Source organism: Methanoculleus sp. UBA291, from assembly GCF_002499755.1.
GTDB classification, from domain to species: domain Archaea; phylum Halobacteriota; class Methanomicrobia; order Methanomicrobiales; family Methanoculleaceae; genus Methanoculleus; species Methanoculleus palmolei.
Genome location: NZ_DANC01000041.1, coordinates 17,419 through 40,556, shown reverse-complemented (window position 1 = coordinate 40,556; position 23,138 = coordinate 17,419). Strand labels below are relative to the sequence as shown.

21 protein-coding genes are annotated in these 23,138 nt (G+C 57.0%); 6 read left to right on the top strand and 15 right to left on the bottom strand.

Annotated elements, in window-relative coordinates; genetic code table 11:
- Positions 1-13: 13 nt before the first annotated feature.
- Entirely contained in the window at positions 14-589 is a 576-nt protein-coding gene (locus BP737_RS09430) for a flavin reductase family protein (RefSeq protein WP_292410595.1), read from the top strand.
- 6 nt (positions 590-595) lie between these two features.
- Here the strand turns inward: BP737_RS09430 and BP737_RS09425 are convergent, their stop codons facing one another.
- The 13 genes from BP737_RS09425 to BP737_RS09365 all read right to left on the bottom strand — a co-directional run bounded on the left by BP737_RS09425 (position 596) and on the right by BP737_RS09365 (position 13,545).
- The gene (locus BP737_RS09425; protein WP_292410593.1) at positions 596-760 is read right to left on the bottom strand and encodes a hypothetical protein; all 165 of its coding nucleotides are present in this window, start codon (positions 758-760) and stop codon (positions 596-598) included.
- Positions 761-821: 61 nt separating this feature from the next.
- A complete protein-coding gene (locus BP737_RS09420; RefSeq protein WP_292410591.1) occupies positions 822-1,940 on the bottom strand; it encodes a TIGR04084 family radical SAM/SPASM domain-containing protein in 1,119 nt (372 codons plus the stop codon).
- 289 nt (positions 1,941-2,229) lie between these two features.
- The gene (locus tag BP737_RS09415; RefSeq protein WP_292410589.1) at positions 2,230-2,487 is read right to left on the bottom strand and encodes a hypothetical protein; all 258 of its coding nucleotides are present in this window, start codon (positions 2,485-2,487) and stop codon (positions 2,230-2,232) included.
- 1 nt (position 2,488) lies between these two features.
- On the bottom strand, positions 2,489-3,679 hold the full coding sequence (locus BP737_RS09410) for a TolB family protein (protein ID WP_292410588.1): 1,191 nt from the start codon (positions 3,677-3,679) through the stop codon (positions 2,489-2,491).
- Positions 3,680-3,749: 70 nt separating this feature from the next.
- Positions 3,750-4,421, bottom strand: a complete 672-nt coding sequence (locus BP737_RS09405; RefSeq protein WP_292410586.1) for a hypothetical protein — start codon at positions 4,419-4,421, stop codon at positions 3,750-3,752.
- A gap of 24 nt (positions 4,422-4,445) precedes the next feature.
- The gene (locus tag BP737_RS09400) at positions 4,446-6,044 is read right to left on the bottom strand and encodes a hypothetical protein (protein WP_292410585.1); all 1,599 of its coding nucleotides are present in this window, start codon (positions 6,042-6,044) and stop codon (positions 4,446-4,448) included.
- Positions 6,045-6,269, bottom strand: coding sequence for a hypothetical protein (locus tag BP737_RS09395; protein ID WP_292410583.1), 225 nt, complete (start codon positions 6,267-6,269; stop codon positions 6,045-6,047).
- Positions 6,270-6,689: 420 nt separating this feature from the next.
- Positions 6,690-7,907: a hypothetical protein gene (locus BP737_RS09390; protein WP_292410581.1), complete on the bottom strand. Its 1,218-nt coding sequence runs from the start codon at positions 7,905-7,907 to the stop codon at positions 6,690-6,692.
- Positions 7,904-9,001, bottom strand: a complete 1,098-nt coding sequence (locus tag BP737_RS09385) for a hypothetical protein (RefSeq protein WP_292410579.1) — start codon at positions 8,999-9,001, stop codon at positions 7,904-7,906. The genes BP737_RS09390 and BP737_RS09385 overlap by 4 nt, the downstream gene beginning before the upstream one ends.
- Before the next feature lie 60 nt (positions 9,002-9,061).
- Positions 9,062-9,697: a hypothetical protein gene (locus BP737_RS09380; protein WP_292410577.1), complete on the bottom strand. Its 636-nt coding sequence runs from the start codon at positions 9,695-9,697 to the stop codon at positions 9,062-9,064.
- A 6-nt stretch (positions 9,698-9,703) separates the two neighbouring features.
- The gene (locus BP737_RS09375; RefSeq protein WP_292410576.1) at positions 9,704-11,500 is read right to left on the bottom strand and encodes a hypothetical protein; all 1,797 of its coding nucleotides are present in this window, start codon (positions 11,498-11,500) and stop codon (positions 9,704-9,706) included.
- Complete coding sequence (locus tag BP737_RS09370; RefSeq protein ID WP_292410574.1) at positions 11,501-12,559, bottom strand: hypothetical protein; 1,059 nt, start codon at positions 12,557-12,559, stop codon at positions 11,501-11,503.
- Between the two features lie 731 nt (positions 12,560-13,290).
- Entirely contained in the window at positions 13,291-13,545 is a 255-nt protein-coding gene (locus BP737_RS09365) for a type II toxin-antitoxin system HicB family antitoxin (protein WP_292410570.1), read from the bottom strand.
- A 327-nt stretch (positions 13,546-13,872) separates the two neighbouring features.
- Here BP737_RS09365 and BP737_RS09360 point away from each other — a divergent pair, with 327 nt between their 5' ends.
- A complete protein-coding gene (locus BP737_RS09360; RefSeq protein ID WP_292410568.1) occupies positions 13,873-14,214 on the top strand; it encodes a cupin domain-containing protein in 342 nt (113 codons plus the stop codon).
- Between the two features lie 80 nt (positions 14,215-14,294).
- Complete coding sequence (locus tag BP737_RS09355; protein ID WP_292410566.1) at positions 14,295-17,069, top strand: cation-translocating P-type ATPase; 2,775 nt, start codon at positions 14,295-14,297, stop codon at positions 17,067-17,069.
- Here the strand turns inward: BP737_RS09355 and BP737_RS09350 are convergent.
- A complete protein-coding gene (locus BP737_RS09350; protein ID WP_292410565.1) occupies positions 17,048-18,967 on the bottom strand; it encodes a beta-propeller domain-containing protein in 1,920 nt (639 codons plus the stop codon). The genes BP737_RS09355 and BP737_RS09350 overlap by 22 nt on opposite strands.
- A 92-nt stretch (positions 18,968-19,059) precedes the next feature.
- Here BP737_RS09350 and BP737_RS09345 point away from each other — a divergent pair, with 92 nt between their 5' ends.
- The 3 genes from BP737_RS09345 to BP737_RS09335 all read left to right on the top strand — a co-directional run bounded on the left by BP737_RS09345 (position 19,060) and on the right by BP737_RS09335 (position 22,595).
- Positions 19,060-20,205 carry an RNA-guided endonuclease InsQ/TnpB family protein gene (locus BP737_RS09345; protein WP_292410563.1) on the top strand — a complete coding sequence of 382 codons (1,146 nt, stop codon included), beginning with the start codon at positions 19,060-19,062 and terminating at the stop codon, positions 20,203-20,205.
- 241 nt (positions 20,206-20,446) lie between these two features.
- A complete protein-coding gene (locus BP737_RS09340; protein WP_292410741.1) occupies positions 20,447-21,157 on the top strand; it encodes a YkgJ family cysteine cluster protein in 711 nt (236 codons plus the stop codon).
- Positions 21,158-21,224: 67 nt separating this feature from the next.
- Positions 21,225-22,595 (top strand): NAD(P)/FAD-dependent oxidoreductase, encoded by a 1,371-nt coding sequence (locus tag BP737_RS09335; protein ID WP_342686149.1) that lies wholly within the window; start codon positions 21,225-21,227, stop codon positions 22,593-22,595.
- 145 nt (positions 22,596-22,740) lie between these two features.
- Here the strand turns inward: BP737_RS09335 and BP737_RS09330 are convergent, their stop codons facing one another.
- Positions 22,741-23,133 carry a 4Fe-4S dicluster domain-containing protein gene (locus tag BP737_RS09330; RefSeq protein WP_292410559.1) on the bottom strand — a complete coding sequence of 131 codons (393 nt, stop codon included), beginning with the start codon at positions 23,131-23,133 and terminating at the stop codon, positions 22,741-22,743.
- Positions 23,134-23,138 lie beyond the last annotated feature (5 nt).

Sequence of the window (23,138 nt, the reverse complement as noted above, 5' to 3'; positions counted from 1 at the left end):
GAATGGTTACCCCATGGCAAAGAGATCTATCGGCCCACGGACTCTTCTTTATCCTCACCCGGTCCTGATCATCGGGACCTACGGCCCCGACGGTCGGCCGGATGCTATGGCCGCCGCATGGGGCGGCATCTGCTCGTCCCGTCCTCCTGCGGTGGCGGTTTCGCTCCAGAAGGTGCGGCAGACCTACGAGAACCTGGTCGAGCGGCGCGAGTTCACGATCAGCATCCCTTCGACGGACTACGTCCGGGAGGCGGATTACTTCGGCATCGTCTCCGGCCGGGAGACGGATAAGTTCGCCGCGACCGGGCTGACTCCGGTGAAAGGCGACCGGGTGAACGCTCCGTACGTCGGGGAGTTCCCGGTGGTCCTCGAGTGCCGGCTCCTCCAGACGGTCGAGATCGGCATGCATACCCAGTTTATCGGGGAGATCCTGGACGTGAAGGTGGACGAGAGCGTCATCGACGCGGACGGCAAACCCGCTGTCGAGAAGATCCGGCCGTTCATCTACGACTCGATGCGGCAGGAGTACTACGAGTTCGGGGATGCGCTCGCGAAAGCCTTCTCCGTGGGGCAGGAACTCAAAAAATAACTTTTTTCATCGTCGACGGTCTCGTTTCGCCTCGACCCAGCGTTTCCGCTTTCCGCACCGTTCGCACCGCTGCTCCCACTCAATGACGTTTGACGAGTACTCGTCGTAGCCGTGCTTCCTGCCCCAGCGATGGAGCCCGATCCTGCAGAGGATGAGTCCGATGGTCGTCATGGTCTCCTGGAGAGTGGTCTCTCCTCCCCGGGGATGAATGTTGTCCCGGCGGGTCCGCCCCCTACGGTATGATCTCGCAGCTGTTGTACTTCCGGTGGTCGAAGTCCTCCATCCGGACCGTTCCTGCCTCGATGAGGCGGCGGACCTCCGGGAGGGCCGTCGAGAGCGACCGATGGAGGTTCTCCACCGTCCCGCAGACGACCCGCCGCCCTTCTTCGGGCCAGGGGCGGGTGATGTTCGAGTAGAGGCACCGGCCGCCGCAGAAGTCGAGGAGACCGCATTCCGTGCAGGGGCTCCCCACGGTCGTCACCGGGAGGCGGAGCGGGTCGGCGGTGGCGATATGCCCGACGTAGTAGTCCTTCATCCCGACCATGATGGGGCAGGGGGCGATGTGCCCGTCGGTCATGATGCTGTAGTTTGCGTGGCCGCAACCGCACCGGAGCATGCTTGGCCGCGATAGCAGCATATCCTGCATCGGGTCCATGAACGGATACCACCGGAGCACCCGCCCCTCCTCCCGCATCGTCTCCACCCAGAACGCGACAAGGTCCCGGATGCCGGGGTTGTAACTCTCCGTTACCCAGGTGGTGTAGTCCCGCATTTCGTAGTCGTTCCAGAAGTTCGCGTCCATCTGCCAGTGGACGGCCGGGAAGGAGAACCGGTCGTTTGCCGTGAGGTAGTGGACGGCCGCTGCGATATCGGTATCCTCGGTCACGGTCATCCGGGCGATCACCTCGCCGGCAAACCCGCCCGCCGCGAGGCAGCGGAGGTTTTTCGTGAGCCGCGCAAATGTCCCCCTCCCGCGGTGGGCGTCGGTGAGCCCTTCGGGTCCGTCGATGGAGACCAGGATCGTGTCGAACCGGTTCGCGGTTGCGTGGTCGAGGCGGTCGAGGAGGGTGCCGTTGGTGTGCAGGATCAGCGCCGAGACCGGGGCGTCGCGGACGATCTCGCGGATGCGGTCGACGGCGAGCAGGGGCTCCCCGCCATAGAAGGTCAGTACGGCCCCGGGGTCCTTTGCGAGGAACCGGTAGAGGTCGTCAAGATCGATATCGAGGTCCACCGGGAGGTTCTCGTCGACGGCGATATCGGGCAGCTCCGGGGGGTCGACGGTGAACGCCTTTCCCCGGCAATAGGTGCAGCAGAGGTTGCAGTTGTCGGTCAGGATGAGGTGATAATACACGGATGGTCTCTTATTATTTCGAGGCCCGGGCGGAAAAAGGTGAAGGATATGGGGCCTCTTTCCCTTGTTTCCCGGCTTACTATCCGGGATGATCTATAACCCCGCCGACGCCCGGAGGCAATCCCGCGATAGCAGGCCCTTCACAGATCGAGAAACTCTTCTTCTGTAAGGCGGTTCGGTATCAGGATCGAGAGGAGCGCCCCTCGGGAACCAGGTTGCGCCAGGGGGGATGTACTCTCAGCCACAAGGAATCCACATCTTCATGACCACGGTTTGATCGGATGAAGCTTCAAATTGCCGTAACGAACGGTATCGGTAACGTCCGGCTTCGCAGGGTCACCTTCTTCACCACGGGCGGCGTCGAGAATACGTTCTGGGTCCAGTAGTTCGCTCCCGTCCCGTTGGCATTCGCCGCGACCACCCGGACCATATGCTCTCCCCGCGGAGCGCTCGGGAAGGTGTGGGACACCTGCTGGACGTCCGGTTCGCTCGTATGTCTCGGGTTGCCGTCGAGGGTTACTGTTGACGACCTGCCAATGGATCTCACATCACGCCCTCCGGTAGTATTCAAGGATGATCGATACTGCGCAGGCCACGATTGCGACGCAGAGGGCGACGAGAGCAATTAAAGCCGGATCATAACCTGCCGGCTTCTCCAGGTCCATCAGGTACCCGCCTTCAATATTGAAGAGGATTATCCCTTTCCCATTTTCAGTCCAGGTGAATGGAAGTTCGAGGAGAAAACCTCCGGTGTACTCTGCAAAGATCTCCTCATGGCCCGTTCCATCCAGGTTGATCAGGTGCAATCTACCGTATTCCCCCTTTTTCACGTGTCCGGTTTCGTATTCCTGACCGAGCCCGTCACGGGTCAGGTACGCAATTTTATCCCCTGTTGGGCTCCATTGGAGGAAGAATGTGTTTCCATCATCGGTCACCTGGCGCTCTTGACTCCCATCGGCGGTAATAGTGAAGATATTCCCGGCTGAGATATAGGCTATGTTCGTACCCGCAGGGTTCCACTGGCATAATCCATCCAGACCCACAGGGTTCCACAGGTACAATCCATCCAGGATACTCTGCTTTGTTTCAACATTCTCTTTTATTTTGATGATATCCGAACCTGCAGAATCGATGATATAGATCGAAGACCTCTCGTTACCTCCTGCTTTGGCCAGTATTGCGATTCTTTTGTTGTCAGGGTTCCAGTCATAGTACGAGAGATCGGCAATACCGGTCATCAGGTCCTTTTTCCAGCTTCCACCGGTATCTGCAACGGAGAGTGAATAATTATCAAATGAGATACTGTGGAGATAAGCGAGTTGCTCCCCGTCCGGGCTGAAACGCGGAATGTTATGACGATCCCACGGACTGCCGGTATAACCGAGTGGTATCTGTACGGCTCCACCGGTTTCGGTGTTATAAACCCATAGATTAGGATCGGAGCGTGACTCTTTATATGCAATCTTCGTCCCGGTATTATCCATCACGGGAAGTGAGGGTAAAGTACGACTGCTGCAGGGAATCGATACCTTCTGGTTACTATAATAATCGAGTACAACAATAGAATTTGACAAATACAGGACTTTTGTATCCTTGAGATCGCCGATATTATAAGTCGGGAGTTGTTCGCAAATCTTCGTCATCGAGTAAGCAGAATGATCTGGAGTAAACCCATACTGGTTTAAAAAGCTAGAAAAAACGGCCAGTAATAGCAGCAGTAACAATAGTTTTTTCATCATATTCTGCACCCCTGCTTCCTGCACTGGATTTTGGATGCTCGCAACGGTTACGGCTATTAACGATCATAAATCAAAATATCCCATTCAAGAGGTTCGTGAGGAAAAGCAGCTCCGGTTCGAACAGGAGATAGTGGATAATAATCGCAACCACTGTTGCGGCTATAATTCGGGGGCGATTTGCGCTCACTATATCTCGGACCCCGAGATACTCAAGGTATCCCAGAGGTAGTAAATACAAATAATAGAGGATATTGCCTGAGTTTCTTAACAGAATATGCCCGGAGAGCAGATCTAATCGTAATATTACCCAGATAAAAGAATAGGCTATTGCGCAACTGTAGAAAATGACGCTGAATGTCCGGATCAGAGGAGGTTTCACCTGCATAATCCGGAGCAGACTGAATAGAACCACTGCTTCTGTCGCAAATATGAGAAAAAATTCAATTGTTGTCGATAGGCCGCCTGTGACACCGGAATAAATGACCGAAAGTACCGAGATTGATTTAAAGCCGTACAAATGCACATTCCAAAGACACCAACCCATGCTACCATATAAAAAACTCAGAATGAAGACAAATATGGCGAAGAACACGACGCCATGCATTGTTTTGCCGCTGTTGACGATCTTGAACGCCTGCGATGGGTGCCGGTAGAAGAGATAGATTAAATGCAGGTAATCAGGCGACTCATCTTTTCCCGGTGTAGCGAATCCTTTTGCTGTAGCATCTGTTTCTTCTTTCATATGTATTCCCGAACCACAATTTCATCAAAGTACAACAGGATTCTCCCCTGCTGTTATCTGGATATCTTGACTTGTTTCAAAACTCTCAACGTAAGTTTCTATTAATTTCATCGTGACCCTAAATTTCACGCAACATTCAGGTTGTACCCACACCACCCATCTGAATTGATTTTCAACGTAAGGCGATCGGCCGCCGGTGGGGAGTATTCCATCCGACTCCATTGTGGCTTCATACCCAAAAGAATAATTTATCGATTCTATTTCGGATAGGTAATTCTTTGGAGACATTATAGCCGCTAAATTTGTAAAAGTCCCAACGTAAGGCAGAAAGCTAACCAATCTTACTAAATTTTCAAGATCTGCACGTTCTTTATAATAATTTTCAAGATTCCCTCCTTTTAATGGAGATATTCCCACGCAAAACCTGTCAATCGATGAAAATAATACAAAATTATCATTGCCAAAGGTTTCATTTATCGATAACTCTATCCCAGTGAAACCACCTAGGTAGATGTCATCTTGAAATAACTCTGCATCTATCACAATAGGAGGCAACTGTAAATCATTATCTACAACCAGGCCGACATTTGACAATGCAAAGAGATAGATCCAGCTTCCATCCGGCAATTGGGCTTTCTGGTACCGTATTTCTGAATTGCTATAGAAATTCAAATACCTCTCGATAGTAATCGGAACATTGCCCGCTCGAAGCGAGCGCAATCCGGAATAATACTGACTTTCACAATAAATTATATCGGGATCGGAGTACTCCGTAACGTTCCAGTTCCATGATCTCTCAACCTCGACGCCAGATTTCTTTGCCATGACCTTTACGGTATGTATTCCAAACGATACCAGTTTAAACTCATGAGAAATTGCCGTGTCTTCGGACGGTGATTTCTCAAGCAGTCTGTCATTGAGATACAATTCCAATAAACAGGGAATATTGACACTTGCACTGAAGATTCTTTTGCCGTCGGTGTCATAATTGCTCACGTTCTCCGCAGAAGGAGTTACAAAAGTTATCACCGGCTTTTCTAGAATCTCCCACGACCACGTGAACGAGTCGCTCCCGTTTGAGTTAGACGCAGTTACGACCACACCATGGATGCCGGCGGAATACCCCGAAAAATTACATTCCCACGTGGCACTGGTTACGGCATTAAACCTGCGCTTTTCCCACCCATCAACGGAAAATATTACCGTCGCCGGTTGATCGACGGTCGCTCTGAAGGTTCTTATGTCCGTTCCTCCAAGGACGTTCGAGATGCTCTGCTCCGGCGGAATCGTGCTCGTGATCTCGGGTGCGGATGTAACGGGAGTCTCCGTGATAACGGCATGAATGATCCCCTCCGTCGATCCTGCCGTGTTTGCCACGACTATCCTGATGATATTTACACCCATTTCAACAACGGTGGTTGCGCTGTCGAAGAGCCATGATACGAAGGTCTCATAGGTGCTGACCGCAAAGGCGACAATATCGTTCACCCAAACCGTGACGGTCGACGCCACATCGATCACAATTTCAAACAGACGATCGAAGAAACTCTCTATCGTATCAACGATACAATCGTATGCAGGTTGAATTGAAGTGATGACCGGAACAGTAACTCCTTCTCCCATTCACCCCACCTCCAGAAATCCGTCGCGGATAAGGTACTGCGGGAGCACCCAGCCGTTGCAGAAGAGGATGTTCCCCTCCTTTTTAATCAGATCAAAATCAGGGTGCATCCTGTAAATCCAGTACCTGTTATTGTGGCCGGCGAATACGCCGCCTTCCTTCCCCACAGGCGTTCCGACCGGTTCGTTCTTTATTGTCCTGTGAACTTCCATGAAATCATCCGTCACCTGCCTGTGTTTCTTTCACCTGCCTGTGTTTCTTGAATCCGCCATGACCCCGGGTAGTCCTCATGGTCTGGTATACAGACGGCTGATAGCAGATGATATCAGGTTCCACCGGTCTGTCACGAAACTTAAGGTTCTGGTTCATGCACGCGCCGATGATAGCGAGATCGTAATCCTCCTTTCTGAACCGTTCCATAAATTCGGCATAGTCGAAACCGTACCATTTCAGATCGGAATAGATGTCCCGGGAGTGCATGATGCCGTGAACATTCGTCCGTCCCGACGGGGTCGCCGACGTCAGGATCGGCAGAAATTACAACCTGGCCACCACCCGCTTCACCGCGACGATCGGATATCGGATTCACCCCCAGGGAGTAAACTCTGAGCCCCACCATGTCCCCGGTTCCCTCGACGTTTGCTCTCTCACCATCCTGCCTCCTCTCTCGCTATCCTGAGTGCATAATCAATCGGACTCCAGTAGATCTGAACTGTCCTGTTGTGTATCACGGTGCCGTTCAACGCCTCGTTTTCGGGTGTGAGGTTACGCACCCACATATCGATCTCTGTGGGCGATGTCATGAAACCTGATATCTGCAACTCAGGATGGTCCTCCCGGAGTTGCGCCAGTTCGGCCCCAAGCTGCTCTAACTCTTTCTCGTACTCTTTCTCATAATCGGCATCGTGAACGACGTTAAATGTCCAGCCGCCGACCTCTCTGCCCTGAAGGGTATCCACGTCGTTTTCATCCGGTATGGAGTAAACATAGATGGTAGCCTGTTTGTTTTGGGGATCAAGCTCCCACGTTCGTACACTCCCGATATCTGCGAAGTGCACAATGTTTTCCATTTCCTCTTTTACTTCATCGGGTAACTCGTCCGCCGTCATATTCGCCTCTTTCAGCGCTCGCCTCACGACAGCAGGCACATAGTGTTCCTGAACGACGTTAAATGTCCAGCCGCCGACCTCTTTGCCCTGAACGGCCCTCACCTCCTTTTCGTACTCTTCACTCCGTATGATGTACGTATAGACGATGACCCGGTTGTTTTGAGGATCGAGTTCCCACTTCCGCATACCCCCGATTTCGGTGTTTTCCATCTCCTCTTTGACTTCATCGGGCAACTCTTCCAGCGTCATATTTGCCCCTTTCAGCGCTCGCCTCACGAATGAAGACACATACACATATGGCTCCCAGACGACGTTAAATGTCCAGCCGCCGACCTCTCTGCCCTGAATAGCACTCAGCTCCGTTTCATGCTCTTCATTCAGTGCGAGGGACGCATAGATGACGACCTGCTTATTTTGGGGATCGAACTCCCACGTTCGTATAATATCTTCGAACTGCACTGTGGCTTTCACTTCTTCCGTTACGTCGTCGGGTAACTCCTCCGGCGTCATATTTGCCTCTTTCAGCGCTCGCTCCACGATTCCAGACCTATGCAAGGACTCATATATCTCCAGGGCACGCTCCCAGATCTCTTCTGATGTCATGCTCTCACCCCCCTGCACTTCTTTAGGCACCCGTTCAGGCGTTGCATTTTTAGCCTCTTCAGGAGAGTGTACTGCTACGATCACCGCTACCGCGCAACAGATGACTCCGATTGCGACAACGGCGGCGATGATTCGTGCAGCCGGTTTTGTCATTCTTCCGCTTCCTCCGGGGTGACGGTGCCATTTTTGTCGATCAGAAACGTCACCTCAGGATCTTTGCGGTCGTAGGTGACACAATCGATTATTCCTATTACTTTGTAGATCTGCACCTTCGTATCCTCTGTTTCTGTCCCCCTGGGCATGTGGGTCTGGTCCCCGGGCTGGATGTCCAGGTTCGCAAACTGGAAGAACTTCCAGTTGGAAAATTCCTTGACGCTGCCACCCAGGTGCTCGGCACAAATGGTATGCCCGAACGGAGGGACCAGGCTACCATTCGTTACCGATGCAATGTAGATATCCAGATCGAAGATCTGCTCCACGTAACAGTGTTCGGGGCAACCGTCCCGCACCCTCCAGTAATGGCGCGACAGCTTATCGATGTAGGGCGTGCTGTGTCCGGCCCGGGCGTACCGCGCTATCGCGTTCTGCAGGCAGTCGGCGCTGAGCCACGGGCCCTCACCGCCCCCGCAGTCCGGAAGGCCGCACCGGAAGTGAGAGAACTGAACGGTCAGATACGGTCCCGCCGGCTCGAAACACTCCTGGTATACCGTCCAGTCCCAGTGATTCTGGCCCGAACCGTTGGTATTCGTGGCAACGACCGAGACGACGTGTACCCCCAATGGCGCCGATTCATGACGATACGACGCATTCTGGGTCGGAACCGGGCTTTCCTGCTTGAGATCGCCGTCGAGGTAAAAGCGTATGATGGCGTACTGATTGGACCGTACCTTGAAGAGCCGGGATGCCTCCGCCTTATCCGTCACTTCCTGTTCGGCGGGATCGATCAGGGTGATTTCGGGCGGCGTGACGAAAATACTCCAGGTCCAGTAGTTCTCTCCCGAGCCGTTCTCGTTCCGTGCGACGACCCGTACCATGTGGACCCCCAGAAACGGTATCTGGAACGGCTGCGACGCCTCCGTTACGTTCGGAAACGTCTGCATCAATGTATCGTCCAGATAGAACTCCAACGTGGCAATCTGATCGACCGAGGCGGTAAATGTTCGTTCAGCCCCGTAAACATAGGGATCGCCGATGTCCGGGTCTTCCGGCTCGACCAGTGTCACCACCGGGGAGCTGCTGCAACTCATGCTTCAGATCTCCCATATTCCGTCATATCCTCGGTATTTTTGACAGTGCTCCTTCGTGAATCAAAGTAAGGCATACTCAAAGCTCCTGAAGAATCCTGATAGTGCAACAGCCATGTTCAGAGTAAAGAGTATCAGAACTGATAGAACGACCAATCCCATCGAAAAGAGCATGCTCCGTTTCGAGTAACTCCGTACCAGGCACGACGCGACAAAACCCGACCATATGATTCCATATAGCAGAAAAAGCAACGTAAAGCCCATGGCCTCGGGAGATAGCCATCCCGTGATGTATGTAATAAAGGATGCAGTAGTTAATCCCACATACAGCGGGATGACAAGGGCCAGATGGGCGGTGCAGGAAATTTTTATCGATTCTTCCAAGCCCAGGCTTGTGCCCAACGCTCTGCTCAGTCCGTAGAAGATCACTGAAAGTGCGGCAGAACCCACCAGAAATCCAAGGTGAGAAGAGAAAAATATGCGAAAAACGAATCCTATCTGACACGCATTTGCTCCATCAAGATATAGTAAACGACAGACACCAAAGATGAAGATTCCGAATGCAAAAAATCCGATGATTAACCAGTAAAGGATCGCCTCTATCAGGCTTTCATCCTGAACTATTGCTGTGATCTGTGTGGGCGATAAAAATAGCAGGAAAATTCTTCTCAATGCCTTTTGAATGAATACAAATTGCATGAGGCGCTATTCCTCCTGACAGGGTCCCCAGATAGGGTCCCAATTAATTTTACCTGCCGCGGTGAAGTGAGATTCATCGCTCAATCTATCTTGCACAAGTGCAAAGTCGGAAGATTTTAGTAGAATCTCGTAGGGTTGCAGGCCATCAACCAGTCTACCCGGTCTCGTAACTCGAGGGACTCGACCTCCCTCAGGTATTAAGGACATAACGTCATATAGATGGGCAACAGCACCCGCAATTTCACTTCCCCCCGCGGGGTATCCCCAATGATATGTAAAAGCATTTACTTTTTGACGATCGTTGCTGACTCTAAATCTATAATCTAGGGGAAGAGACAGGGTGTATGTGTCATCCCGATAACTTTCTAACTTGAATTCATAAACTTCGATATCTATCTTGACCATATATCCAATTGAGTCGGGATGAATGCCCGTTGAGTTTAATATACTACAGTAATCAGAACTTGATCTTTTTCTTTTGAAGTCATCTTTTAATGATACTGGGGTAACGTCGATTTTTTTAATCTCAACTAGATCCTGTAGATCTTCTTTTTTCACATGATCGGAATTCACTTCTGAAAGACTTGCAACAACAATCTCACCATTTGTTGGTATGGTTGGCAGATCGGGATTTCCAACCCAAAACATATTTTCGTAATATATATGCCCTATCTCTCTGGCACCCATGTACTCTCGGTGAATTGCTGTGATCTCCATTTTACCAGCGATATCCCATGTTTTGAAATCGCTAGTCTCAATAACTGCAGGCTCTTCGGTTGAGTTAAAATATACTTCATAATCCGGAAGGAAGGGCAAACACTTAGTATTAATTGTATGGGGGTACTTATTTACTTTTAAGGGTTGTTGGTATCCACACGTTTTCGAATTTGCCGCGACGATTCTCCAGTTTCCATCAATGCATCTACATAGTGTATGGCCCACACAGCGCTCGGCTCCATCCTCACATGGTTGTATTGAACCTAAGTGCCAGTCCCAATGTTTTTGATCGTTCCCGTTGAAATTAATGGCGGATACATTAATCCGGTAATCCCCCATTGGAAGACCTTTTATTGTGCACTTCACTCTTCGACCCGGGTCTATAGAAAAGGTTTTAGAATACATTCTGTCATCAACACGAAAAATAATCCATGCAGGTTGATTGCAGCTCACTTCGAAATCTCTTCTTGAGAAGGCAGGATCAAAGACATCGAGTTCAGTGGGGTTTTCACGTATCAATACTGGCGCATCTGATGCTCGGATATGCCAATTCCAGTGGTTATATCCAACACCGTTTGAATTTTCTGCCTTTACTTCTACCGTATAGTCACCTATCGACGTTTTATTCGATGCAATGGATGCGGCCTGTTCGTCATGATCACTAGTGTACATCACAAAGCCATCAATGGAGATACAGATGAGTGCCATTTGATCGATGAATGTACTGAAGGTTCGCCTTGAACCAAACGTATCGGTAACGTCCTGCTCCGCAGGGTTCACCCTCCTCACCACGGGTGGCGTCGAGAGCACGTTCCAGGTCCAGTAGTTCTCCCCGGTCCCGTTCTCGTTCGTTGCGGTCACCCGGACCATATGCTCTCCCCGCGGAGCGCTCGGGAAGGTGTGAGACACCTGCTGGACGTCCGGATCGCTCGTATGCACGAGGCTGCCGTCGAGATACACTTTCATCGTCGCCGACTGGTCACATGATGCCGTGAACGTCCGTGCCGCCCCGACGGGATCGCCGACATCCGGGTCTTCCGGCTCGACCAGAGTCACCACCGGAGGGCTCGGCGGGAGGCTTCCCATTCACCCCACCTCCAGAAATCCGTCGCGGATCAGGTACTGCGGGAGCACCCAGCCGTTGCAGAAGAGGATGTTCCCCTCCTTTTTAATCAGATCAAAATCAGGGTGCATCCTGTAAATCCAGTACCTGTTATTGTGGCCGGCGAATACGCCGCCTTCCTTCCCCACAGGCGTTCCGACCGGTTCGTTCTTTATTGTCCCGTGAACTTCCATGAGATCATCCGTCACCTGCCTGTGTTTCTTGACTCCGCTATGACCATGGATAATCCCCCTACGGTATACAGACGGCTGATAGCAGATGATATCAGGTTCCACCGGTCTGTCACGGAACTTAAGGTTCTGGTTCATACATGCGCCGATGATAGCGAGGTCATAATCCTCTTTTCTGAACCGCTTCATAAATTCAGCATAGTCGAACCCGTACCATTTCAGATCGGCATAGATGTCCCGGTACTCGGCAGGAAACGCCCCGACCGCTATTGCTTTTTTCCCACTTTTCGGGAAGGAATAGCGGGGATTGATGCTGTCGCAAACAAAATCGCCGGGATTGACAAGGTTGAACCGGTCATCGACCGAGGGGCCGTCAATCTTCCCCCTCGTTTTGGTAAAGACCTTCCGGACGTTTCTGTCGTTGAACAGGTCCAAGAAAAATGTAAGATGACTGTTGGAATCCGACGGCAGCTCCCAGTGTTCGGTGACCCGCTGGCGGCGATACTCCTCCCAGCGGTCCCTGAGATCATAGGAAACGAGTTCGTTTACGTTCTCGAAGAGATCGATAAACGCCGACCCCGGCGGGGAATACGGGAAGGATACCTCGAAGATATAGACATCATAGCCCACCGTGAGCCACTCTTCAAAGGATTTTCGGCTCTTCGCCGCTTCAAGCGGGATGGAATAGTGATAACGATCTTCCTGAAGGTAGGTATGCACATCAAAGAGCCCTTTTTCAGCTTGCAGGCATGCAACTTTTTTCCCCTTTTTCTCGAAGTAGCGGGAGAGAAGGATCGCCGTGGTGGTCTTTCCCTGTTCGGGGACAGAGGCCAGAATGTAAATTTCACTCATGAGTATCAGCGCGCGATTATTCAAATAATATGATCTTATAACAAGCCTATTTTGGAAACTATGTATTTAAAATTACTGTATCCGTTCAGGATTTTTCCTCTGACCGTCCCGAGACCGAACTCATCAGTCGAGCCTGTTGCTGATATGGCCTCATCGGCGTTTCGGGGTAATTCCTCGCCGCGATAGCTGGCCCCTCACAGATCAAGAAATTCTTCCTTTGTAAGGCGGGCCTGTTTCAGAATAGAGAGGAGCGTCCCGCGGGGAATGGGGTCGCGCCGGGGAATGACGACAAGTAGTTTAACTCCATCTTCTCCGGTTTTATTGATCTTGCGGGGGTGAAGGGGGTGGAGCGGGAAGACCCCACCCTTCGGGGTGGGGATGGCACGGCACAACCCAAAGGGTTGTGCCTGTCAGGAAGATGCGGAGCATCTTCCGTGAAGCGGAACCGCCCTTCCTGTAATCAATTTCGATACGATACATTCTTCTATCAATCCATCCAATAATGCTCTATCTGTGTTGCGATAACCAAGCAACCTGGTATCAGGCGCGGAACGCGCCGTTGAGCCTGTGGACCTGCCTCAATGGAGGAGGAATGAAGCAGGAAGCCGCGCCCGAGAGCGCGGGGTAGTTCACAGAGGGCCACATGGCTTCCCTTTCCTCGATGAGGAGCGTAATCGAACCCAATTTTTCTCAGATTCTTTAGTCGTCGGAAGAAACCAGAGGTAACTTCGTCATGCCTCGACCTCAATGACCGAGGTGAACTTATGCCGCGATGTCAGGATCGGCTCAATGTCCTTCAGTATCCCCAGTTCTCTTGCGTTCTCGAGGTAGAGTTCGATCGCTTCGCGAATGTTATCCAGTGCTTCCTCCGGTGTATCGCCACAACTGGCAACCTCGAGCTCCTGGCACTTGGAAACGTATACTCCCTCCTCTTCCCGGATAAGAACTGTCAGCCGCACCCGTGTCATTGTAGCACCTTCAATCATTGAAGTCATCCCAAAAGTGTCCAGCGGCTGAAGATTCATATAATTCAGAGTATTCTGACACATCCCCGCGAAAAATTGAGTGATCTTTGGCGTCAAGCTGCTGACACGGCTTCCCTCTGGGCATCGCCACGCGGGGGAGGGTGAGGTGTTTTGGGACAACCTCATTAACAGTTCACCCACTCGTTATAATATTCTTCTCACCGGGGATCGGGCAGCAGTCGGGTCAGGCAGGCTCTCCCCGAACATACCTTTGAGGGTTGAGATCCCGTGTGCCTGTTCGTCGCCGGAAGCGCAAAGCAGAAGACCCCGCAGGAGAAACCGGGTCATATGACTGAAGAGGAAAAAGAGAATCTCACCGAACGGGTAATCGACCCCCGCGACCTCGTCATCTACCAGCCGGGCTCGATCGTCAGCCGGATGCTCATCTACACAAAATCCGGCACCATCACCGTCTTCGCCTTCGACGCGGGCGAAGGCCTCTCGGAGCACACCGCGCCCTACGACGCCGTCCTCCAGGCCCTCGACGGGGAAGCCCTCGTCACCATCGCGGCTACGGAGTACCACGTGAAGGCGGGCGACCTGATCATCATGCCGGCGACGATACCTCACGCGGTCCACGCCGTCACCCGGTTCAAGATGATGCTGACGATGATCCACGCCGGACCGTGACAGGGCGGAGCCTTCCCTCTTGAACCCGGCGGCCCGACGACGATACATTTTTCCCTCCTCACGACACCACCCACCCTGTCTTGCGCTCCTCCGGCGCGCGAAATGACGATACGGCGATGGAAAAGACCCCGCTCTTTCCCGGGAGTTCCCGGGCGGCGGCATGGCACGCCCTTTCGGCAGACGATGTAGTCGAACGGCTCACGGTCCCGGACGGGGGCCTTTCGGGCGACGAGGTCTCCCGGAGACGGGAGATCTTCGGGGAGAACGCCCTCCCGCAGAAGCGGCCTCCGACCGTGGTCGAGGTATTCCTCCGCCAGTTCATGAGCCCGCTCATCTACGTTCTCCTTGCAGCGGGGATCATATCCGTTCTCTTCTCCGATCTCACCGACGCGGTCTTCATCTTCATCGTCATCCTGATCAACGCCGTCATCGGGGCTTTTCAGGAGGTGAAGGCGGAGCGGAGCGCAACGGCCCTGCAGCAGATGCTCACGTCCTCCGCACGGGTGTGGCGGGACGGCCATCCTGCGGCCGTCCCGGCCGAAGACCTGGTCCCCGGCGACCGGGTCGCCCTGGAATCTGGCGACCGCATCCCCGCCGATATCCGCATTCTCACGGCACGGACTCTTACCGTCGACGAATCGCTCCTGACCGGAGAATCCCACGCCGTCGGGAAGAACCCCGACCCCGTCGACGCGTCCCTGCCCCCCGGCGACCGCCTGAACATGCTGTATGCCGGCAGCACCGTGATGAGCGGCCGCAGCACGGGGATCGTGGTCGCGACCGGCCGCCAGACCGAGATCGGGCAGATCGCCGAGACGGTCATGGCGTCCGGAACGGGCAAACCCCCGCTCGTCATCCGCATGGAGGACTTCTCGCGGAAGATCAGCATCGCCGTCCTCGCCGCCACCGGACTGCTCGCGATCATCGTCCTCGGCCAGGGGATGCCCCCCATCGAGGTCTTCTTCCTCGCCATCGCCCTTGCCGTCTCGGCGATCCCCGAGGGCCTGCCGGTCGCACTGACCGTGGCCCTCTCGATTGCGACGTCGCGGATGGCCGGGCGGCACGTCGTCGTCCGGTTCCTGGCCGCCGTGGAGAGCCTCGGGAGTTGCACCCTGATCGCGAGCGACAAGACCGGAACCCTCACCGTGAACCAGCAGACCGCCCGGGTCGTCGCCCTGCCCTCGGGCGAGGAGTTTTCCGTCACCGGGGCAGGGTATGCGGGCGAGGGCAAGGTCTTCGACGGGAACGGCGCCCTGGTATCCGGGTCCGCCCTCCGCCGCCTGGAGCACCTTGCCCGGGCTGCGACGATCAGCAACGAAGCCGCCCTGGAGCGGACCGACGAGGGGGCCTGGAAGCACCGGGGCGACGCGATAGACGTGGCGTTTCTCGCGCTCACCTACAAACTGGGGCTCGATCCCGCCGGTATCCGCGAGAGCGTGACCTCCGTCGCCGATATCCCCTTCGAGTCCGAGCAGCGGTATGCCGCCGTCTGGTACCGGGAGGACGGGTCGGTCCGGGTGGCGGTCAAGGGCGCCGTCGAGACGGTTCTCCCCTTCTGCCGCACCATGGCCGGGGAGCAGGAATGGAACATGCTCCTCGACCGGGACCGCATACTACGAGACCTCGAGGACCTCTCCTCCCGGGGATACCGGGTGCTTGCCGTGGCCCGGGGAGAGGCGGAGGGCGATTTCTCCCCTGAGGAACCCGGGATGCCTCCCCTCGAACTTCTCGGCCTGGTCGGGTTCATCGACCCCATCCGGCCCGACGTCCCCGATGCCGTGCGCCGTTGCCGCCGTGCCGGGGTCGACGTGGTGATGGTGACCGGCGACCACCCCGCAACGGCTCTCGCCATCGCACGGGAACTGGAGATCGCAGAATCCCCCGCTGAAGTCGTCACCGGCGCGGACCTGGACGAGATCGATCCGCCGACATTGCCAGAGTTCATCGACCGGGTGGAGCGGGGCCGGGTCTTTGCCCGGGTGACGCCGCTGCAGAAACTCCGGATCGTCGAGGCCTACCGGGAGAGCGGAGCGTTCGTCGCGGTCACCGGGGACGGCGTCAACGACGCCCCGGCGCTCCGTAGCGCGAATATCGGAGTGGCGATGGGCTCCGGGACCGACGTCGCCAAGGATACGGCGTCGCTGATCGTCACCGACGACGACTTCGCCTCGATCGTCGCCGGGATCGAGGAGGGCCGGCATGCCTACGACAACGTCCGGAAGGTCGTCTACCTCCTGGTCTCGACCGGGTTTGCGGAGGTCCTCCTCTTCATGCTCGCCCTCATCCTGGGTCTGCCGCTGCCCCTCGTCGCCGTCCAGCTCCTCTGGCTGAACCTGGTGACGAACGGCATCCAGGGAGTGGCGCTGGCGTTCGAGGGAGGCGAGCCCGGCGTCATGAACCGGCCGCCGCGAAGGCCGGAGGAGGGGGTCTTTGACAGGCTGATGATCCAGGAGACCCTCCTCTCCGGCACGGTCATCGCGGTGATTGCAATCGGCGCCTGGTACTGGCTCCTTGGAAACGGGTGGGGCGAGTTCGCAGCCAGGAACCTGGTCGTCCTGCTGATGGTGCTCCTTGAGAACTTCCACGTCTTCAACTGCCGGTCGGAGCACCGGTCGGCTTTCCGCGTCCCTGTGAGCCGCAACTACTTCCTGATTGCCGGCGTCATCGCCGCGCAGGGCGTGCATATCGCCGCGCTCTACGTTCCCTTCCTTCAGGAGGTGCTCCATCTGCAGCCCGTTTCGCTGGTCGAGTGGCTTTCGCTGCTCGCCCTCGCCTCTCTGGTCGTCGTCGTGATGGAGGTCTTCAAAGCGGTCGGGGGATACCGCGCCCACCGTCACCAGACGGGGTTCGGGTAGGCCTCCTCCCGGTAGGGGAGGAAGACCTCACTTACCCGGCTGAAGTCGGCAAGATCGGTCATGATGATGCTCCTCTGTGATACCGTGTAGAGGGTGTCGTCCATGAAGAGCGACCGCTGCACCGCATCCGGTGTGTTCCAGGCGTAGGATGGCCCCTTCTCCCGGTGGGCGACCGTGCCCGCGAGAGTGAGCCCCTCCTCCGGGCTCACCCGGTAGACATAGGCCCCCTGCCAGGTCATGGTGCCGTAGGAGCCGGGGTACTTCGATCCGGGGTTCTCGACCATCTTTATCTCGCTCACCGGGATGACGAGGAGGGCCCTATCCTCCGAGAAGAGGAAGGCCTTGTGGTCGCGGAGCGCAGCAGAGTCGGTCCCGGCCTCCCCGATCACGACGCTGTCGACCTGGACCGGGTTGTTCACGTCCGAGACGTCGAAGAGAGCGATCTTGAGTCCTGCCACCGAGACGCCGCCCCACTCGTTCTCGTTCGTCTCCTTCCCGACACCGATGACGTGGTCGGCGCCGTAGGGGTGGAGGTAGTCGGAGTAGCCGGGGATCTTGAGTTTCCCGAGGATGCCCGGATGTTTCGGGTCCGAAAAATCGATGACGAAGAGGGGGTCGACCCGCTTGAACGTCACCAGGTAGAGCCGGTCGCCGGCGAACCGGGCGGCGTAGATCCGCTCGTCCGGCGCGATGTGCTCGAGCGTCCCGATGGTCTTCATCGCGGGGTCGAGGACGTAGACGTTGTTGTACTGGAGCGACCCCTCCCGCGTCCACTCCTCGACGGTCGTCGCCACCCGGAGGTTCTCCCCGTATTCGTCGAGCGAGAACTGGTTCAGGAGGTGGCCGGGAACCTCTCCCATCGCCCGGTAGTCGATCGCTCCCTGCTCGATTGCGAACCGGTGAATGATCGTCCGGCCCCGGGCGCCGCCGGTGTCCGCCGGCCTCCCGGAGATCTCCGGCCCCGTGCTCTGGTAGCCGATATAGAGGTTCTCCTGCGATGCAAAGAGGGTGGTGTCGTAGCCGAGGAGGAAGGTCTCGGCGTCGAGTGCGCCCGTATCGTTCTGGACGGAGAATGCGCCTGCAGTGTAGAAGACGTAGTTCTGCAGCGGGCTTCCCGGACGGTAGACGTCAGGCCGGATGGGCGCCGCGTCGCCCTCTCTCACCCCGGGAAGGACGATCTCGTCCCGGACCCAGACCGGAGACTCCCGCGTGATGGCGTAGACGTAGTCCCCGACCATCCGGGCGTCGTAGTAGTCGCCGGTGAAGGTCACGTCCCGGACTACCTCCGGGTCAGCCCGGTCGCCGACATCGTGGACGTATGCGTGCGTCACCGTCCGCCAGACCGGGACCGGCGCTACGCTCCCGTCGACGGTGGTCATCTCCCGCTCCGCTCTGGTGGCGAAGACCACCAGGCGGTCTTTGGCAAGGAAGAGCGCCTTCGGGGTCCCGTTGATCCGGGTCTCGGAGACGATCTTCGCGTCCTTTGCCGGGAACGCCTCAACAATCGCGAGCGTCTCGCCCGAGATGATGTAGATGTACCTCCCGTCGTTCTTCAGGAAGTCTGCCTCATCCACGCCCGCTACCTGCACGTTCGTGGTGGAGTAGTCACGGGCTGCTTGCGATGTCGGGGCGGCCGTCGTTGCCGGAGCCGGTGCATATCCGGCCTCAGGCGCGATGCCCCCGGTGGTCCGGTCGCCGCCGCCGTCGTTCCACCCCCCCTGTGCGTGCTCCTTTAAGAACGCCTCGATCTCCTCTTTCGACGCAAATTTCCGTAAGTCGCCGTAGGCCTCCGCACCGGCGTCCTCCGATGCGAGGACGGTCCCGATGATCGCGGTGACCACGAGGCAGCCGAGGACGACCACTGCCGCCGGTTTCCAGTTCTCCATCTCTTCGCGCAAGAGGACCCCACCCCTCAGGGTGGGGAGGAGTTGCGCGTTTCACCCCCACTAAATGAATACATACTTGTCCTCTTAGTGATAATGTTATAGAGATGCTTGTCCAGAAGACGGTGCAGATGGTTATCGAACCTGATCGCGACCTCCGGGAAACGCTTGATGCGTTCACGGAAGTCTGCAATCGGATTTCCCCAACTGCATACAATTCCGGAACGCCTCTCAATGCTCTTCGTCTGCACAGGGCCGTCTACGCGACGACAAAAGGCGCCGTTTCGAGTCAACTTACCTGTACTGCCATCCGGCTCACCGCCGGGGCATACGTGGCGGCTCGAAAACACGGGCACCCGATCCATCGCCCGTTTCACTGGAAGACTCCACACGCTCTCTTTCTCATCGGGAAGAGAGGGCGAGACGCATCCTTCCGGAAGGACGGAACTCTGTCGATATGGACGGTTGCCGGTAGAAAGCATCTTAGCTACTCCGTGCCGGAAGTGTTCCGGGAAACTCTCGCGTCGGCTGTAGAGACCGACAGCGTTGTCGTTACCGTTCGCGGCGATCGTCTCATCGGTCACGTCGCGGTGACGCTGGAAGTTCCAGACATGCCGGGAGTCGTCCCGGTAGGCGTCGATCTCAACGAGACCAACGCCGTTGTTGCGGTAGACGCCGATGGAAGAACTCTGTTCATCACGGGGTTGCACCGAAAAGTGCTCAACATCAGAACGCGCAAGACCACTTCCCGGCTTCAGGTCAAACTTGAAACGAAGAAGGCAGAGGGAACAAACACGAGAAGTGTTGTTCGTGCCCTCAAACGGCTGTCGCTCAAGAGATCGCGGCGAACCCGGGACTTCTGTCATTGCGCATCCAAACAGCTTATCGAATGGGCTCCGCAGAACTGCGTGCTCGTCTTCGAAGACCTCTCGTTCTCGCATGAGAGAAAGACGTCTAAGAAACGTTCCAAAGCCCTGAACCACCGTCTCTCGGTATGGCCCAGAGGCATGATCCGAGCCTTCGCTACCTACAAAGTAGCCGGAAAAGGCATCATCGACGGAGTCGATCCTGCGTACACCTCTCAGATATGCTCTCGCTGTGGGTTGCTTGGAAGCCGTTCTCGTCATTCCTTCTCCTGCCCGCACTGTGGTCACACCGATCACAGCGACATCAATGCCGCGATCAACATTCGGAACCGCTTTACTGCCCTTCGGGACAGTGGGGTGCCGTCAACCACCCCAGAAACCTCTTAGGAAGGCAAGCCCCACCCTTAAGGGTGGGGTAGTTGACATCCGCTCACCTTCCGATGAAGGAAGATATACGCCCTGATGTATCAGTCTTGTGTAGCCTCCGAATATTTTCGAAGTCTTTCCCCGGACCTCCTCCCCCGGGCACCGTCGAGGGGTTTTGCCCGCGGGCCGAAGAGCATATCCCCCACCCCGTCCACACTAAAGGTACCGGTGTCCGGATTCCTGTCGGGCACCTTGGCGGAGGCTGCCGGTTACGTTTACGCTCGACGAACAGATCGCTGCCCTTGAGGCGGAGCGCGAGAGGCTTCTCCGGTTCCCGGAAGAGGAGTTCATCGCGATCATCCGGGACGTGGGGTTCTCCTGCGACCGTTGCGGCCGGTGCTGCACCCGGGAATTCAACGGCCACGTCTTCCTGCTGGAGGATGACGTCGACAACGTCCGTTCGTTTCGGCCGGACGCTCTCATCCCGGCGCCGGGTTTCGAGGCCTGCGACCAGCAGGGGAGGTTCTACGTCTCGGGCTACGCCCTCCGGACAGACCCGGACGGCTCCTGCGTCTTCCTTGAGGACGGCAGGTGCACCGTCTACGACCGGCGGTTCGCCATCTGCCGGGTCTACCCCTACATGCTCCACCGGGAGGCGGACGAAGAAGGCCGGGTCGACTGGCGGCAGATCAGCGGTCTGAACGAGCACGGGTGCTACAACACCCCGATCGAGGACGCCGAGTGCGCCCGGATCGCCCGCGAGACCCGCGCCTACGAAGCGGCGTTCCTCGACCAGGAGATACGGTTCCGGCAGGCTCTCCGCGACCTCTTTGCCTGCGAAGGGCTGCGCTACGTCCGGAGGACCTACGACCTCCTGATGCGGGACTTCCGCAAGGGTGCCGGGGTCGAAGTCCGGGTCTTCCACCGCGGTCTCTTTGAGCCCAACCGGGTCACCTCTGCGATATACGGGTGAGCGGCCGTCTCTCTCCTCCCCGTCCGGGTAAACCTTTATAGCGCTCCGTGGCGACCGGAGACTTACTATGGAGCGGGAGTACGATCTTCTCGTTATCGGGACCGGGGTCGCCGGTTCCGACATCGCCTGGCACTGCCGGGCCGCCGGGATGCGGGTCGCGATCACCGATAGCCGGGACTACGGGGGGACGTGCGCCCTGCGGGGCTGCGTCCCGAAGAGGGTGCTTGCCGGTGCCGCCGCGGCGGTGGCGCGCATCCGCGACCTCTCGGGGCGCGGGGTCCCCGGCGAAGTCTCGATCGACTGGCCGCAGCTGGTCGCGTTCGAGCGCACGTTCACCGACCCGGTCCCCCGGCGGAAGGAGGAGAGTTTCCGGAGGGCGGGGATTCATACCTATCACGGTTCCGCCCGGTTTGCCGGGGAGAACCGGGTCGCGGTCGGCGGCGACACCCTCACGGCCAGGTACATCGCGATCGCCGCCGGTGCGCACCCCCGCCCCCTGGACGTCCCCGGTGCGGACCTCGTGACCCCGAGCGACGACTTCTTCTATCTTGAAGCGCTTCCCGGGCGGATCGTCTTCGTCGGCGGAGGTTACATCTCGTTTGAGTTCGCCCACGTGGCCGCAAGGGCCGGATCGGCGACGACCATCCTTCAGCGGGACGGTCGGGTGCTCACGGGGTTCGACCCCGATATCGTCGACCGGCTGGTGCTGGCTTCAAAGGAGATCGGGATCGACGTGCAGGTGCATATGCCGCTCGTATCGGTCGAGAGGACCGCCGCCGGTCTCCGGGTGCGGGCCGGGCGGACGGGCGAGGAGAAGGTCTTCGACGCCGATCTGGTCGTCCACGGTGCCGGCCGGGTCCCGGCTATCGAAGGTCTCGACCTTGCGGCGGGGAACGTCGAGACCGACCGGCGGGGGATCGCGGTCAACGAATATCTCCAGAGCGTTTCGAATCCCGCCGTTTACGTGGCCGGGGACGCGAACAGAGCAAGTCCGCAGCTGACGCCGGTGGCGGTGAGGGACGCCCATATCGTCGTCGACAACATCCTGCACGGCAATGTGCGGACCGCGGACTACTCCGTCGTCCCGAGCGTCGTCTTCACGACGCCGCCCGCCGCATCCGTCGGGCTTACGGAAGCGGCGGCGAAGGAGAAGGGAATACCCTGCATCGTCAACGCCGGCGACCTCTCGGGTCGCTTCACGAACCGAAGCATCGGCGAGAAGCACGTCGGTTACAAACTCCTGGTCGACGGGGACTCCCGCCGGGTCCTCGGCGCCCACCTCATCGGGCCCCACGTCGAGGAGGTTATCAACGTCTTTGCCCTCGCGATCCGGCACGACCTGACGGTGGACGACCTTGCGCTGGACGCGATACCGTGGGCCTACCCGAGCAGCGTCTACGACATCATCCACATGATCTACCCGCTGGTGAGGAAGTGAGGTGGGGTCTTCTCGTGCATGCGGGTCTCACGCGAAGTGCGAGCCGCGAAGACCGATAGCAACTCTCCTTCGCGGCTTCGCGTAAGCTACCTAATAATAGACGTCGGGAAAAAAGGTCTCGCCGGGGGTGGTGGTTTCAGCCCCCTCACGCGCCGGCGCTCTCATCAGCCGGCTTTTTCGCGGGCTTTTCGGGTTTCACGTAGGTGATGGTGTGGCGCTCCACCGTGTGCTCCACCACCGGCGGGAGGTAGGTCTGCTCCATCGTAAGGCCCCCGAACGGGCAGCCCTCGACACAGTCGCCGCAGGCGGCGCACCGCAGGCGGTCGATCTCCCAGATCTTCGCCTCTTTCTCGATACGGATCGCCTCGCACGGGCACCGTCGCGAGCAGAGGCCGCACGAGCGGCAGGCGGCCGGGTTGAAGACCACGTGCCCCCGGGTGAGGGGGCTCGTCCGCGCCGGGACGGCCGGGTACCGCCGGGTGGCGGGCCCTCCCGCAAGGTTCCGGAGGACGGTCTTTGTCATCTCGAATAATCCCATATCGC